Origin of the sequence: Psychrobacillus sp. FSL K6-2843 (genome assembly GCF_038626375.1) — a bacterium.
GTDB lineage: Bacteria > Bacillota > Bacilli > Bacillales_A > Planococcaceae > Psychrobacillus > Psychrobacillus faecigallinarum.
Map to the genome: position 1 here is coordinate 3,620,984 of NZ_CP152021.1, position 15,049 is coordinate 3,636,032.

15 protein-coding genes are annotated in these 15,049 nt (G+C 36.5%); 4 read left to right on the plus strand and 11 right to left on the minus strand.

The features are described from left to right. Positions 1-46: 46 nt before the first annotated feature. Complete coding sequence (locus tag MKY94_RS18370; RefSeq protein ID WP_151112484.1) at positions 47-1,267, plus strand: helix-turn-helix transcriptional regulator; 1,221 nt, start codon at positions 47-49, stop codon at positions 1,265-1,267. Positions 1,268-1,559: 292 nt separating this feature from the next. Here the strand turns inward: MKY94_RS18370 and MKY94_RS18375 are convergent, their stop codons facing one another. Genes MKY94_RS18375 through MKY94_RS18390 form a run of 4 tightly spaced genes read right to left on the minus strand, consistent with a single transcriptional unit; the run spans position 1,560 to position 6,481 of the window. Then, positions 1,560-3,143, minus strand: coding sequence for an aminotransferase class V-fold PLP-dependent enzyme (locus tag MKY94_RS18375; protein ID WP_342577562.1), 1,584 nt, complete (start codon positions 3,141-3,143; stop codon positions 1,560-1,562). A 14-nt stretch (positions 3,144-3,157) separates the two neighbouring features. Continuing rightward, positions 3,158-4,267, minus strand: coding sequence for an ABC transporter permease (locus MKY94_RS18380; protein ID WP_342577563.1), 1,110 nt, complete (start codon positions 4,265-4,267; stop codon positions 3,158-3,160). Continuing rightward, positions 4,264-5,538, minus strand: coding sequence for an ABC transporter permease (locus MKY94_RS18385; protein ID WP_342577564.1), 1,275 nt, complete (start codon positions 5,536-5,538; stop codon positions 4,264-4,266). The genes MKY94_RS18380 and MKY94_RS18385 overlap by 4 nt, the downstream gene beginning before the upstream one ends. Positions 5,539-5,551: 13 nt before the next feature. Then, complete coding sequence (locus tag MKY94_RS18390; RefSeq protein ID WP_151112476.1) at positions 5,552-6,481, minus strand: ABC transporter ATP-binding protein; 930 nt, start codon at positions 6,479-6,481, stop codon at positions 5,552-5,554. Positions 6,482-6,668: 187 nt separating this feature from the next. On the opposite strand from MKY94_RS18390, the gene cls reads away from it, so the two are divergent. Next, positions 6,669-8,123 carry a cardiolipin synthase gene (gene cls / locus MKY94_RS18395; protein WP_144539566.1) on the plus strand — a complete coding sequence of 485 codons (1,455 nt, stop codon included), beginning with the start codon at positions 6,669-6,671 and terminating at the stop codon, positions 8,121-8,123. Between the two features lie 63 nt (positions 8,124-8,186). Here the strand turns inward: cls and MKY94_RS18400 are convergent, their stop codons facing one another. Beyond that, positions 8,187-9,023, minus strand: coding sequence for a M15 family metallopeptidase (locus MKY94_RS18400; RefSeq protein ID WP_154312206.1), 837 nt, complete (start codon positions 9,021-9,023; stop codon positions 8,187-8,189). A 127-nt stretch (positions 9,024-9,150) separates the two neighbouring features. On the opposite strand from MKY94_RS18400, the gene MKY94_RS18405 reads away from it, so the two are divergent. Further along, positions 9,151-10,302, plus strand: a complete 1,152-nt coding sequence (locus MKY94_RS18405; RefSeq protein ID WP_144539563.1) for an MFS transporter — start codon at positions 9,151-9,153, stop codon at positions 10,300-10,302. A gap of 48 nt (positions 10,303-10,350) precedes the next feature. Here MKY94_RS18405 and MKY94_RS18410 read toward each other — a convergent pair whose 3' ends face one another. The 6 genes from MKY94_RS18410 to MKY94_RS18435 all read right to left on the minus strand — a co-directional run bounded on the left by MKY94_RS18410 (position 10,351) and on the right by MKY94_RS18435 (position 14,443). Beyond that, on the minus strand, positions 10,351-10,596 hold the full coding sequence (locus MKY94_RS18410; protein WP_144539561.1) for a hypothetical protein: 246 nt from the start codon (positions 10,594-10,596) through the stop codon (positions 10,351-10,353). Positions 10,597-10,723: 127 nt separating this feature from the next. Beyond that, positions 10,724-11,491 (minus strand): membrane protein insertase YidC, encoded by a 768-nt coding sequence (gene yidC, locus MKY94_RS18415; RefSeq protein WP_144539559.1) that lies wholly within the window; start codon positions 11,489-11,491, stop codon positions 10,724-10,726. Between the two features lie 78 nt (positions 11,492-11,569). Next, positions 11,570-12,361 carry an AraC family transcriptional regulator gene (locus MKY94_RS18420; protein ID WP_191697899.1) on the minus strand — a complete coding sequence of 264 codons (792 nt, stop codon included), beginning with the start codon at positions 12,359-12,361 and terminating at the stop codon, positions 11,570-11,572. A 112-nt stretch (positions 12,362-12,473) separates the two neighbouring features. Further along, positions 12,474-13,364, minus strand: coding sequence for a diacylglycerol kinase family protein (locus tag MKY94_RS18425; protein WP_144539555.1), 891 nt, complete (start codon positions 13,362-13,364; stop codon positions 12,474-12,476). A 259-nt stretch (positions 13,365-13,623) separates the two neighbouring features. Further along, entirely contained in the window at positions 13,624-13,929 is a 306-nt protein-coding gene (locus tag MKY94_RS18430; protein WP_144539553.1) for a hypothetical protein, read from the minus strand. A 67-nt stretch (positions 13,930-13,996) separates the two neighbouring features. After that, a complete protein-coding gene (locus MKY94_RS18435; RefSeq protein ID WP_154312203.1) occupies positions 13,997-14,443 on the minus strand; it encodes a GNAT family N-acetyltransferase in 447 nt (148 codons plus the stop codon). Between the two features lie 107 nt (positions 14,444-14,550). Between MKY94_RS18435 and MKY94_RS18440 the strand changes: the two genes are divergently transcribed. After that, positions 14,551-15,042 (plus strand): GNAT family N-acetyltransferase, encoded by a 492-nt coding sequence (locus MKY94_RS18440; protein ID WP_144539549.1) that lies wholly within the window; start codon positions 14,551-14,553, stop codon positions 15,040-15,042. The last annotated feature ends 7 nt before the right edge of the window (positions 15,043-15,049 follow it).

Below are 15,049 nucleotides of genomic sequence, written 5' to 3' on the forward strand. Positions count from 1 at the left end.
ACAAAAAGTTTAATATAATTAAACTAACGATAAATGAGGTGAAGCTATGCAGACGCTTGGAGAGCGAATACGTACATTAAGAAAACAACAAAAGATGACTCTAGAGGCTCTTGCAGGTACTGAGTTAACAAAAGGAATGCTCAGTCTAATTGAAAATAATAAGGCAAAGCCTTCCATGGAAAGCCTACAATACATTGCGAATCAATTGAATGTGGAAGTATCTGAGTTATTAGAAGAAGTAAGTGGTCATGAATTACGAGAAGTTTTAGAGAAGGCTGAAATACTTTTCAATACAAACTATGATGTTCTATCCGATGAATATGAGCAATTAATACATTTAGTCGAGCCTTATTTGCCCAAGCTAGGTCAGGGATATGAATCTGCTCGTTTACTAGAAATGTATAGCCGCTGTAAACACCAAGCACACAAAAAAGACTGGGAAGAACCGTTGAACCAGGCTGCAGAAATATATGAAAAGTTAAATATCACTGCTAGGAGAGCTAAAATTGGAATCGTACGAACGGCAGTTAAATTCCAAGAACATAAATATCAGGAAGCCTTAAACATCCTTCAAGAAGAACGTGCTGATTTAGAGAAAAAAGGAATTTGGATGGACCCCGTCTCTCGACTTGACTTTGACTATGTAGAAACAGCGCTTTACTACGCAATAGGCGACCATGAATCCGCATTAAAGCTTATGGATCAAGCAATTGAGTATTCTAAAGAAAATAAAACATTTTACCACTTAGATGACCTTTATAGAATCGCGGCAGCCCATGCCATGATGAGCAGGGATGAGGAAAAAATAGAATACTATTTAAAAAAAATAGAAGCTTATGGAGTTTTTGCAGACGACATAGATGCAGAACGTTTCTCCTTTTTTGTAAAAACCCATTACCTGAATTCTTATAAGAAGCAATATGAAGAAGCAGACAAATTATTTAAAACGTATAATTTAGAAAAAGACAAGTTGTTTACTCACTACTTTCTATTAGAAAGAGGAAAAACCTTTTACGGTTTAAAACAATTTGAAGAAGCAATCGAACAACTGGAGCAGGTAGTAATACAGGATGTTATTAACCATCCTATTGATTTATCAATTTTTTATGAAAAGGATGCTTATCTAGCCTTATGCTATACAGCAATTGGTCAAACAGAGAAAGCAAAAGCATTTGCCCAAAAAGCACTCGATCTTATAAAAGAAATGCCTGACACTCCTTACAAAACTTTCATACAGGAAACTTACAAACAAATCGTAACAGATTAAAAAATTACTCCTATCCTCCTGTTGTGCTATGCGACAAATAAAGAAAAAGGCCGGCTTTCATAGAGAAGAGCCGGCCTTTTCATTGAACGGTCATAATTTTTTTTATGCAATCATAACTCCACTCTATCCGACAATAAATTTTTCTACCCGGTCATAACTCCGTGCTATCCGGTCATAAATTTTTCTATCCGGTCATAACCCACGCTATCCGGTCATAAATTTTGCTATCCGGTCATAACTCCCCGCTATCCGGTCATACACACCTAAAAGAGTCATATCTGAATAAAACATCTCAATTCAGGCTGCTTTGTTGTTCACTATCATGATATAAACGATAATTAGCAAACCATTTTACAAACTTAGTCCAAGCAAGCTCGAAATCAGGCTGGATACAAGAGATTTGTATAAGTCCCTTTTCCTTTAGATAATCACTTCTGTAGTGCAGGTCGAAGCCGGACATTCTAGCATCCTCGGCAAGGTATGGGAATTCCTTTTCCTGGATAGTGAAAATCATTGGATAGTTATGATTTGTAAAAAGTTCTATGTCGAGCCTTTCTATTTCTTCCTCGATAAACATCCAGCGTTTATGTAATAGCTTATATCTTTGTCCATTATCATAGGCCATTAATGCATTTTCTAGGCTAAGGATGAATTGAGATGGCATTGTAAAAGGAATAGCAGAATTTGTTGTTAAACCTATGTCCAAGTAAGTTGGAATTCGCTCACAGGATACTATTTCTGAGTTAGCAAATACAAATGACAAGCCACTCATAGAACCTATCGCTTTTCCACTAACTCCAGTTGCCAAATATACCCCTTCCATTGAAAACGGTAGAGAACCAAATGAACTCACACAATCTGCACACAGCAACACGTTATAGCGTTTACAGATTACTTGTAGTTCATCTAAATTATTTAGCATTCCTGTGGAAGTTTCACCATGAGCCATGAGTAACCAACTATAATTGCCGGAAGATAGTTTTCTTTCAATTGTTTCTAGATGATAGGTCTGTCCCCATTCATAGCTCAACACATTATATTCTAGTCCCCATCGCATCGCCTGCTTTTCAAGACGCTCTCCAAAAGCTCCGTTCGTCAAAATCAAGCCTTTTTCATCTAATACCTTCAATTGAGCTATCATCGCTTCATTCGCTAATGTACCACTGCCCACTAGTAGATGAGCATGTTTAGTGCCACTCATTTGACAAAGTCTGCTTTTCACACGTTCGAGCATAACTTCAAATTCATGAGAACGGTGAGTAATTGGTTCTTCTTGAAAAGCCATTTGGATTGGTGCAGTTAGATGAACTGGGCCAGGATAAAAGGAATGCCTTTTCTGCTTAAAGCGCGCAGCTACCGAATTATCAAAACGCTCTCTTGTCAACACCATTGGTACATAGAGAGCACCCTCCGCTCCTACTGGGGCAGCAAACGGTTCGAAGCCTAATTGGTTGTAAAGCTTTTGCTCCCTTACCGTACCAGATATAACAGCCGCACCATACCCATTCTCATATGCATAGTCAGATAACGCCCTAGCTAAATAATAAAACACACGCCCATTGCGATGTTTTTTATCTACTGCCAGTAAACGAACCTCACAAAGCATTCCTTGAAGCGCATCTTCCGGCAGAATATTCTCCACCGGTCCTAGCTTCTTGTCTAAAGAAAATGGTCGCTCCGCTCTAAAGGCGACCATTCCAGCAAGCTCTTGATCTTTTAACACAATCACGTAGACATTTTCATGATGAAATGGATCAACTCTCATCCCACTTGGATTTGGTTCATGCTGTGGAATCTCTTCTACAAATGTTTCATAATTTAATCTAGCTATAGCTTCAAATTCTTTTTCAGATCTTGCTATTTTACACCAGTACATACCCATCCTCCTTTTTACTCAATTGAATGGCCACGTTCTGATTTCTTCTCTAAAAGATATATTGCTCCCGATATTAACGTAGCCGCAAATAGTAGCATCATCCATAAGTACGTCGAAACAGCACCTAAGGTTTCCCCATATATGGTAATCCTTTTTAATGCTTCCATTGCATAGTAGATTGGAGAGAGCCATTTCATGGCCAAAAGACCTTCCGATTGTACTATTTCAAGAGGCCAATAAGCACCTCCTATCATGGCAAAGGCAACTGCCAGTAACGAGATAATTACTCCGCTTTGGCTAACTGTTTTGACAAGAGAAATGATTAGCAATGATACAGCTAAAACTAATAATACATAAATACTCGTTATTAAAATTACTTCCAAAAGTGCTCCGTACATATTGGTTCCTACTACAAATCGAAAAACCAAAATAACTAAAAGCATTTGCAGAAGCCCAATTATAAAGCTAAAGGATAAATGGCCAAAATACAATTGGAATCTACTAATAGATGCTAGCTTTAAGCGATTCCATACGCCAGTTCGCTTATCCTCCAATATAAATTGAACATTAGTGGAAATCGTGTAAAACACAAAAAAGAGCATATATCCGAATAGACTTTGAAGTGCTCCGTCATATCGAAAAGCCTGCGCTTCATCCATCGCACTTGTGTTCATCTGAAAGGCTTCTTGATTACTTAGATTCTCTTTTACCTCGAGCCATTTAAGTTCTCCACCCATCTCTATTATTTTTTGCTGGAAGGCATTTTCGCTATATGCAGTTTCGATAGCAAGCGAGATTTCCCTTACAGAGTCTGTCTCAGTACCCGTCAGAACTGTATAGGCTGTTTGAGTCAGATGGACGCCGATTAAGTCTGGATCCTGTTCCACTTTTTCATAAAGAACATCCTTTGTTACCTCTTTTATAGAATACTCCTCAAATGTATTTAACTCGTCTAAAACTTCCTTACTTGTAGATGTATCATCTAAAGCAATTAAGATCGGTGTTTGGCTCCCTACTCCTCCACTAAGAACGTAGGCAAGCACTAAGGTCATGAGTGTCATCATTATAAGTACTAATGGTTTTCTTTTTAAATTCTGAAGCCTTGCAATCCAAATTCCCTTCACGAATTAGCACCTCTTCTCGGAAATAGAATTATGGAAAGTAATACACATATAAAAATTCCAATATAAAGTACATTCAGATGAAGCCATATTCCGCTAAGCTTTTCCCCAGATTGAATAGAGAGTATTGCTTTCATCGTTGCACCATTGGGTGTATAACTCCCTATGTTCGCTAGTGTTTCCGATATATCGCTTATTTTGAAAAAGGAACCGCCTAAGAAGGAGAAAATAGTAATGACCAATCCATTAAATACATTAGCAACTCCTTCTGTTCCAGTCTTAAATTGAAGGGTAGTGAGTAGAGCGGAAAGTCCCCCAATAAACAAACTAAAGCTTAGAACAATAACGGCCATCGATGGCCAGCCAATCCAATCAATACCTAATGCCAAACTGCCATACAGTAAGACTAAAGCTTGCTGTATAAGCGCCACAATTGTTCCAGTGATTAAAATAGATAGTACATATAAGGTGCGAGATACTCCTGCCAAAATAATTCGATCATACACCTTCCACTGTACTTCCTGTAAAGCAAAGCCCGCCAGAAAAGATGGTATATAAAGTGCAAACATCACAAGCATTCCGATTGAATAATATATAGAGGACGGAACTGTTCGCTCGCCCTTTGGCAATACGTGTTCTATTTTTATTACTTGCTCCGTTGCTCCCATAACTTTATTTGGAGGTATTCCAGCTTTCGTAAGGGCTAAGGACTGGCTATATCCTCTTTGCCACTCCTCAATAATTGATTGGACAATGGAGGCTCTGATTTCACTGTTTTGATTTAAAAACAATTCAAATTTCGGTTCTTCACCCGTGTTGAAATAAGCATATTTTATATACTCTAATCGAAAATTTGCAGGAAAAGATAAAATGCCATCGATTTCTTCATCCTTTCGAAGGCTTCCTAGGTCTTCAGCTTTTCCGTTTTCTACCTTTAGATATTTTTCTATTTCTATGGAAGAAAGAATCGAGTTTTGTAAAACAAAAATAGGATCATTTTCTTTCAATGTTTGAAGAAGAGAATCTTGCGCCGATCCTGCTAATCCCTCATTCTCTAAAAATAATTTTATTTCCTCACTTTCCTGCTCCCAGCTGGATGAATCAACTATTACTAAATCTGCTTGAATAGCCACCTCTGCTGTACGGTTCATAACGCCTGCCAGAGCAGAGGATAAAATAGTGATGAGAACAATCGGCATTACCAATAAAATAATAAGTGGTTGCTTATTTCGAACAAGCATTTTTAGCTGCTTACTAATTAGGCTCAATAACATTCCTATCTTCCTCCTAATCTCTCAATGCTCTGCCTGTTAAATGTAAAAAGACATCCTCGAGAGAAGGCACCTTAACTATAGCTGAAGTAATGGTCACCCCATTCTCAGCAGCAATTGCAAAAATACGCGGTAGTGGTTCTTCCTCTTTGGCTAAGGCAAGTAAGAGAGATTCCTCCTCGCGGTATACGGTAGCTGCAGGAAAATGCTTCTGAAGTGACTCTTCAAATAAAACTGGCAATGTATGACCCTTTAGTTCAATTGTTTGGTTTCCGGAGACAAGAGATTTTAGTTCTTCCTTTGTTCCAAATGCAATAATTTCTCCTTCATCCATGATGTAAATTCGATCACAAAGTAACTCAACCTCTTCGATATAGTGACTTGTGTAAAGCAAAGTCATACCTTCCTCTACTAGTCGTTTGACTGTATTTAAGATATAGGCTCTAGATTGAGGATCAATTCCAACGGTAGGTTCATCCATGATTAACAACGATGGGAGGTGTAGCAGAGCAGCCCCGATATTGAGTCTACGTTTCATCCCTCCTGAAAAAGTCTTGACTTGATCCTTCTCCCTCTCCTTCAACCCTATTTTAACTAGAACATCTTCTACTCTGTGCTCTAGAATTTGACCTTTAAGACCATATATCCGTCCAAAAAATTTTAGGTTTTCCCTCGCAGTGAGCTCTGGATATAAAGAAATTTCCTGAGGAACTACTCCTAATGTTTTACGAAGTGCTTCTGGATTATCCTTAATGGAAACATTATTCCACAGTACATCTCCACTAGTTGGTTGAACTAAAGAAGACAACATAGATATAGTTGTAGATTTCCCTGCTCCATTTGGACCTAATAACCCTACTGATTCTCCTGCACCGAGCTCCAAATTTATCTTTTTAACAACTTCCTTTGTTTTAAATTTCTTTTGAAGGTTTCTCGCCTGTAGCATAATCCCATCTCCTTAAGTCAAAATCCCTATTTAATTATATCAAATAATTCAAACTTCTTTTCCTGGAAATTCACTAATATTAATCACTTATGCTTATGGGTTTACTAAATATGTTACATTTCTTCTTTCTTTTAACTAAATCGGATATACTAGAGAAGAAAGACATGTATGATTTGGGGGTGCAATTTTGGCTGCAAGTATTTATGGGTTTATCGTTTCTGGAATACTAATTTTGAATATCTCGCTAGCGATTGCCTTAATATTTTTAGAGAGACGAGATGCTTCCTCCACCTGGGCTTGGATATTAGTTCTCTTCTTTATCCCCATTCTAGGATTTGGAATATATTTATTGTTCGGGAGAAAGCTGCGACGTAAAACACTTTTCCGTTGGGAAGGAAAAAATAAAATCGGCATTGACAAACTAATTGATTTTCAAATGGAAGCCATTGAGGATGAATCATTTGATTTTCGTTTAGATGACGCCAGCCATTACAAGGAATTAATCGTTATGCATCTGCATAACAATCATGCTGTTCTGACACAAGACAACAAATTGGAGATTTACTCGGATGGGCGTGAAAAATTTGATGCACTTTTAGAGGACATGAACAATGCGAAAGATCATATTCATATCCAATATTATATTTTCCGTTTGGATAATTTAGGACGAGAAATATATAATGTTTTATTAGCAAAAGCTAAGCAAGGTGTAAAAGTACGTATACTATATGATGACACTGGATCTCGATCATTAAGAAAGAGGCATTTTAAAGAATTAGTTGAGCTAGGCGGTCGTGTCGAGTCCTTCTTCCCTTCTATTCTTCCTCTGATTAATCCACGAATGAACTATCGTAATCACCGTAAAATCGTTGTAATTGATGGGCGTATTGGGTATATCGGGGGCTTCAATGTGGGAGATGAATATTTAGGAAAGAAAAAGAAATTTGGTTACTGGAGAGACACTCATCTTCGGATAGAAGGAAGCGCAGTACATCCTTTGCAAACTCGCTTTATATTGGACTGGAACCAAGCCTCTGCAGATCATGATATTGAATACTCAGATCATTTTTTCCCTGCTATTCCTATGAAGGGCTCTGTTGGACTTCAAATTGTATCCAGTGGACCAGACTCGGAATGGGAACAAATTAAAAATGGATATCTTAAACTAATAATGATGGCTAAAAAGTATATATATATTCAAACTCCTTATTTCATTCCGGATGCAAGCTTTATGGACACTCTTCGTATTGCCTGTCTATCAGGAATTGACGTACGGATTATGATCCCTAATAAGCCTGACCATATGTTTGTATATTGGGCAACTTATTCATATGTAGGAGAGCTTATCAGAGCTGGCGCTAAGATATACATTTATGAAAATGGCTTCTTGCATACAAAAATGATTGTCATTGATGACGAAGCCTCTACTGTAGGTACCGCCAATATTGATGTTAGAAGTTTTAAGTTAAATTTCGAGGTGAATGCATTTATCTATGATCGAGAAACTTCCCATCAGTTAGCAGAGCTATTCGAAGAAGACATGAAGCTCTCTACCGAATTGACTTGGGAGCTTTATGAACAACGCACATCTCTAATTAAGTTTAAGGAATCACTTTCTCGATTGATTTCTCCTATTTTATAGGAGGAACAAATAGCTACCAACATAAAATACGAGATTCCAATGAATAACTGGAATCTCGTATTTTTATATACCTAAATATTCTTCTAAAGTAGTGTTAGCTTCGTATATTTTTGTTGCATGATCTACACCAACATATCGGAAATGCCATGGCTCAAACATATAGCCAGTAATTTTCTCTTTTCCATTAGGATAACGCATGATAAAACCATATTTGTGAGCATTCGCTGCCAACCATTGGCCTGCTGGTGTCTCTCCAAAACTTTCTCTGGCAAAATGTTGCTCAAAATGTAGTTCACCTATATCAAACGCAAGACCGGTTTGGTGCTCAGAATATCCAGGACGGGCACTATATCGGTCCGCTGCATCTACTCCGTCATTGCTCACATATCTATCATAAAGCTGCTGTTGATAGTCAAATGATCGATATGTACTAAATGCTACTAATTCGTAATCAGACAGTTTTGCTTCTGCTGCCAATGCCTCAAAGGCTTCTCTCGCTTCTTCACTTTCTCCTGGTGCAAAAGTAGAAGGTAAAGGGTACCTCTTACTTGCTATTAATATTCCGTCCACATAAGTAGGCTCTGCCGGTAGAATTTCATTGCCCACGTAGCCTTTTGCGCCCGAACGATCCACTTCTTCTGCAGGTTCCTCAACTACGGGCTCTTCCATTGGTGGTTCTTCCACTTCATCTATTGACTCTGTTGGTTCCTCTACTATTTCTACCTCTTCATCTTCCTTAGTTGGAATTCCTAATGATTCTAAGCTCTTATTTATATTCCAATCATTTATACCAATCCATGCAACGACACTAACAACTATTAAACCCGCGACTATACCCGAAACAATTTTCGGCCATTTTTTCTTTTTCTTTTGCTTCATAAAGCTAAATCTAGATTGCATCCCTTGCTCTTCCTTCTTTCCAATTTACGATACTATTAGTTTAACATTTTTTAATGAACTAATCCCTAATCAATTCAAAATGCATTATAATATATTAGATAAATATACGAAAGCAATGAGGTCGGCTATGAAATCCCAAAAATGGTTATCTATCAACTTCTTTACTTTTTTCTTTACGTGGGGCGTGTTTATGCCGTATTGGACAGGCTATCTAACAAATGCAAAAGGTTTAAGTGTTACCTCTGCAAGTATTGTAATGGGAGCAGGGATGCTAGCAAGAGCCTTCTCCACCTTTGTTTTATTTCCCAAAGCAACGGGTCGTTTTAGCATGCAGAGAGTTCTACGATTGCTTGCACTGTTCTCTTTTGCAGCTATAGTTTTATACATACCTTTTAATTCTTTTTATTCTCTCTTAGCCATTACTGTTACTTTTAGCTTAATATATCCAAATCTTTTACCTGCCATGGAGAGCAGTGCCTCCATACTTATGCAGAAGGACAAAATCCACTACGGGAAGAGTCGTTCCTTTGGATCTGTGGGATTCATGGTCGCCTTATTATTTATAGGTGGAGTAACCGCTATTTGGGACGAGCAAGCGATACTATGGACGATGTTAGGAGCACTTGCCGTCATTATGATAACTTATTCCAAGCCAATGCCTGCTTCTTTGAGCGAATTACCTCACCAGGTAACTAAAGACAACACAGGCAATTGGAAAAACCTATTTACCTCTAAGCAATTTATCGTTATTTTAATCTTAACTATTCTTATTCAAGGCTCACATGCCTCTTATAATAATTATGGATTTATCTATCTGCAGGATATTGGAGTAAACAGCCTTTATATTGGGATTGTTTTAAACGTTGCAGTAATCTTTGAAATTGTATTCTTTCTATTTGCAGACAAGCTATTTTCCAATAAAAAAGTATCCTGGATGCTATTGTTAGCCGGAATTGGCGCAACGGTCAGATGGATTAGTATTTACCTATTTCCTTCCGTCTGGATATTCATCCTAACTCAAGTTCTACATTCCGTTTCATTTGGTATTGCCCATTACGCTTTTATCCAATATATTTCTCGAACGCTGGACAAAAGCCTTATACCTGCAGCCCAAGGAATTTATGCCGCATTATCTATGAGTCTAAGCAGTGCATTCCTAACTTTCGTTGGCGGTTACTTATATGATGTTGAGCCAAGACTTGCATTTTTAGGAATGGCCTTCTGTACAATTCCAGCTATCGTAATACTTCTCCTATCTAGAAAAAAATATGCCTACTAACTACGTATAATTCCATAAAAAAACATTACCTACGAAAGGTAATGTTTTTTAATTTATTATTAAAACTAAGACTAGTACAAAAAGGATGGTGAAAACTATTGCCATCGTTCTCATCCACTTTGCTTCACGGATATGCCCTTTTTCCTTAAAAACAATTGCCCGATAGCCATTACTTAAAATAAAAATAACTGTCATGAATAAAACAGCGAGATTAATGTTCCCTTTAATAATAAATACTAAAGATGCGATACTCGCAGCAACAATCAAAATACCAAATATCCAATTTCGTTTCATTTTATCACCTCATAACTTAGTAAAACGCAAACGCCTATGTCTGCCCCGACTAGCAAATGGAGAAAAGCGAGGAGGCAGTTTCTAGCCAAAAAAAAGAAGCTCTTTTTGCAAAAAGCTTCTCCTTGTTTTATACAGACTTTTCTGCTTTTTCAGGATGATTTGAGTAGAATTTACGTCCTAAATATGTTTGGAATATCAACAAAATCCCACCAACAGCCCAATATAACGGTAGCGCTGCCATAGAACTAAATGAGATAAACATAATCATAATAGGTGAAATATAAACCATCATTTTCATTTGCTGCTGTTGTTGCTCTGGAACTGTCCATAGAGACACTTTTGCTTGTGCAAAGTACACCGCTCCTGCAATAAGTGTCATAGCAATATCAGGAGATCCCAGGTTATACCATAAGAATTCATGAGACTTAATATCTGCAGAATACAATATTGCAAAATAGAGTCCCATAACGATTGGCATTTGAATAATCATTGGCAAGCAACCCATATTTAAAGGATTAACGCCATGTTTACGATATAAGCCCATCATTTCTTGTTGTAGAGCCATTTGCTCTTCTTTTGACTTAGTTTCTTTTAGTTTCTTTTGGATTGAATCCATTTCTGGTTTTAGCTTGTCCATTTTTTCTTTCATACCTTGTTGATTCTTATAATTTTTAAGCATTAAAGGCATGAGAGCTAAACGAATAATAATGGTAATAGCAATAATTGCTAACCCATAGCTACCGTTAAAAATGTCCCCAAAAAATTCTATTAAAAATTCAAAAGGTCGAACAAATATATTGTAAAAAGTTCCTTCTTTGTTTTCTACTCCTGAACAACCACTCAGTAAAACTGCTGCAAAAACAAGAATAGAGAGTAAACTAATTTTCTTCTTCATCGTTTCACCTACAATTTTCAAACTATAAAGAGTATACCCTCTATGAAGCTATTTTTCAAATATTACTTAGATGAAAAATCAATAAGTTTTGGGCTCTTTTGGAAAATTATACTTAAAGTTCGGGTGTTCCTGATGATCCCTAAATTGTTTCGGAGTAAGCCCTGTATACTTTTTAAAGATACGAGTAAAATAGCTTTGATTACAAAAGTGAAAAGAATTCGAAATTTCCGAGATAGCTTTGTTTGTATGGCGCAAAAAGTATTGGCATTCTTCTACTTTACGAATATTTAAATATTCTACTAATGTTACCCCAGTATGTTCTCTAAAAATTCTGGATAGATGGCTAGTGCTAATATTAAATTGCTTTGCAATGTCTTCTACAGTTAAGTTTGTTTCTATTTCGTCATTAATATAGAGAATGACCTTGTTTACCGTTTGGTGACCAAAAGAAGGCTTCTTTCTTTCTGTTATAACCATTACAAAGAACTCAACGAGTTCATCGGCACATTGTAAAAATTGTGCATCACTCATTTTGTTATCAATAATTTCCACACTCGCATTATTAAACGCCATAACTTTATCTAATGGAACCTGGCTTTCATACAACTTTCTAGCCATGACAGCTGATAATTGTATGTAGTAGTATTTTACATTTTGAATCATTTGTTTATTATTAGTCGCTATAATTAAATCAATAATCTCTCTCAGCACTGTTTTTGCTCGTTCAATCTCGAAAGAATACATATCTAAGAATAACTTTTTTTCTAATTCAAAAAATTGATCGAGACCTTTAACTCTATTAGTAATACCCATTTCCTTGGCATAGGCTTTTGTGAAGTAATCTAAGAATATTTTTTCTGTATTATCCATAAGAACCTCATCTTTCTAATCAGTTTTATAGTTCTTTAGTAACCTTATGTTTATAGGGATGTAGAATCATTTTATAACATTTAATTGTAAAAAACTAGCCTTTTTAATTTATTTAGATTTTTTTAGGCAAAAGCATATTTAAATGCTTTGGAAGAACCTGGATATTAAGAGGTGTACAGTCTCCCTGATCGCCATCTACATTGCAAAATAACGTTCGATTCGAGTCAATGTGTAATCTTTCTGTTTTAAAAGTTTCTACACCTTCGTCTTCACCTAATGTGCCTAGCATTACTTTAGCACCCATACGCGCAATTGAAGTAAAGCCTGCCTGTTTAATAATAAAAACATGTAGCTTCCCATCATTAATTTTAGCAGAATTAACCAGATCCTCAAATCCACCTACAGAATTGGTTAGAGCAACTAAAACTAATATAGAAGTCCCCTTCCAAGTACCCTGATCATGCTCTATAGTCATTTCCACTTCTTCATTGGAGAGTAAGGCTTTTGCGCCAGCTACTAAGTAGGCCATAGAACCATATCTGGTTTTTTGCTCAACTGGAGTATCTGCAACCTTACTTGCAATATCTCCTATTGCTACCACGTTCACAAAATATTTATCCCCGATACGCCCTACGTCTACTTGTTCTGTATTAGTCATTTTTAACGCTTCAATTGCTATATCTGGCTCAAGAGGAATACCTAAAGCTCTAGCAAAATCATTTACAGTTCCAAGCGGAACAAAAGAAAACAATGGTCGATTTTCTTGTTCTGCGAGACCGTTCACTACCTCGCTAATAGTCCCGTCCCCGCCCATAGCCAAAAGAAAATCCATCTTTCTTTCACAGGCTAATTTAGCGAAATGGGTAGCATCATCTTGCTTCTGAGTTTCCTTTTCCATAACCTCATATCCTAAATTAGTTAAAACCTCTATTGCTCTATCCTTAAATTGACTAGCTTCTTCTCTTCCGGAAGAAGGATTATAAATTAACATGGCCTTTTTCACTTTTGCATCCTCCTTTAGAATATAATCGTCTCTTTTTCGTACCCTAAATATCCTACCTTGAAACTGCGTAATTATTAAAAAAATGCTAAATCAATAATGTAGACGATATAGAAATGAGATTAGTTTTATTTGAGTAAATAATGGAAATGCCTGCTCCCCTTATTACTCTCTAACTTAACAGGTATTTTTTAGAAATTATACAGTAATATCTATATATGTAAAATAAAAAAGGTGCCCGAAGGCACCTTTTTAGAAAAGTTTATTTTTCTCCCACTTTAGTATCATTGTCGATATCATCTTTTACTTGTTCTTCCTCATTATAATACTGAACGCTTGTCATCGCACCCTCATCCACCATTCTGTTATCTTCTTCATGATATGGATTTGGGTTACCTGTATTTTCATTACTAGTATCTTGCTGCTTTTGAGCTTCCATAAAGGAATTTACTTTATTTTTCGTATTATTAAATGCTTCCATTGCTTTATCACGATTTTCCTTTTTCCTAAAGTAAGCATAAGCCCCTGCTGCAAGCCCTGCTAACAAAAGAGATTTATTTTTTGCCATCTCTATTACCTCCAATATTCTTATTGATAAACTATATATACCCTAATACATACAATATAACCCTTTTTTAATTTGTAGACCTCATCATATACACATGTGGTATACCGTCTTCCTCGAACTCATTCGAGATAGTATGAAATCCTACTGAATAATAGAATTTTTGCAAATGACTCTGTGCACAGATTCTAATGCTTGGAACATTCCAAGTCCTCTCTGCTTTCTCAATAGCTTCTAACATAAGAATACGAGCTAAGCCTCTTCCTCTAGCATGCTCCTTCACAATAACTCTTCCAATAGAGCATTCTTCATATTTATGTCCACCAGGGATAATACGGCAATAAGCAATAATTTCATTGTTCTCTTTATAACTTAGATGAAGGGCATGCTGATCATAGTTATCTAGCTCTGGATATGGACAATTTTGTTCGACGACAAAAACTTCTACACGAAGCTTTAGTATTTCATATAAATAATTAATATCTAATTCACTAAATTTCTTCAAATCCCAGGACATGTTTGCCTCCTATGTAAAAATGTTTATTTTCAATATTTTTCTATTTAATTATAGAAGATTGACAGAAATTTTGTTATGATTACAAAAAGCTGAAGAGGTGATTTCAAATGATAAGGGCGACTACGTTAAAAGATATTACTACTATTCAACAGATCGCTAGGATCAGTTGGAATGATACTTATAAAGATATAATACCAGAAAATGTTCAGGAAATATTTTTGGAAAAAGCTTACTCTCCTATGATGCTAGCCAAACGAATAGAAAAAACAATTTTTTTAGTTGCGGAATATAAAGGTGAAACTATCGGCTTTGCTAACTTCACTTATGTTGATGAAGATGGTGATGCTGAGCTCACCGCAATTTATGTGCTTCCCGAGTTCCAAAAAATGGGATACGGTAGAAAGCTGTTAGAAGCAGGTGTGAATCATATGTCTGTGGGAAAACAATTATTTGTTTATGTAGAGAGCAAAAATGAAAGCGCTCGTATTTTTTATGAACGGTATGGATTTGAATGTCTAGAAGAATTTGATGAGTATTTCGAGGGTCACCCTCTATCTACCGCAAAATATTTATATCCATTAAAAACACCGGCCTATTAGGCCGGTG

Coding starts and splice junctions, on each gene's coding strand:
- MKY94_RS18370 (WP_151112484.1), top strand. CDS start 47: ATGCAGACGCTTGGAGAGCGAATACGTACATTAAGAAAACAACAAAAG.
- MKY94_RS18375 (WP_342577562.1), bottom strand. CDS start 3,143: ATGTACTGGTGTAAAATAGCAAGATCTGAAAAAGAATTTGAAGCTATA.
- MKY94_RS18385 (WP_342577564.1), bottom strand. CDS start 5,538: ATGTTATTGAGCCTAATTAGTAAGCAGCTAAAAATGCTTGTTCGAAAT.
- MKY94_RS18390 (WP_151112476.1), bottom strand. CDS start 6,481: ATGCTACAGGCGAGAAACCTTCAAAAGAAATTTAAAACAAAGGAAGTT.
- MKY94_RS18400 (WP_154312206.1), bottom strand. CDS start 9,023: ATGCAATCTAGATTTAGCTTTATGAAGCAAAAGAAAAAGAAAAAATGG.
- MKY94_RS18405 (WP_144539563.1), top strand. CDS start 9,151: ATGAAATCCCAAAAATGGTTATCTATCAACTTCTTTACTTTTTTCTTT.
- MKY94_RS18410 (WP_144539561.1), bottom strand. CDS start 10,596: ATGAAACGAAATTGGATATTTGGTATTTTGATTGTTGCTGCGAGTATC.
- yidC (WP_144539559.1), bottom strand. CDS start 11,491: ATGAAGAAGAAAATTAGTTTACTCTCTATTCTTGTTTTTGCAGCAGTT.
- MKY94_RS18420 (WP_191697899.1), bottom strand. CDS start 12,361: ATGGATAATACAGAAAAAATATTCTTAGATTACTTCACAAAAGCCTAT.
- MKY94_RS18430 (WP_144539553.1), bottom strand. CDS start 13,929: ATGGCAAAAAATAAATCTCTTTTGTTAGCAGGGCTTGCAGCAGGGGCT.
- MKY94_RS18435 (WP_154312203.1), bottom strand. CDS start 14,443: ATGTCCTGGGATTTGAAGAAATTTAGTGAATTAGATATTAATTATTTA.
- MKY94_RS18440 (WP_144539549.1), top strand. CDS start 14,551: ATGATAAGGGCGACTACGTTAAAAGATATTACTACTATTCAACAGATC.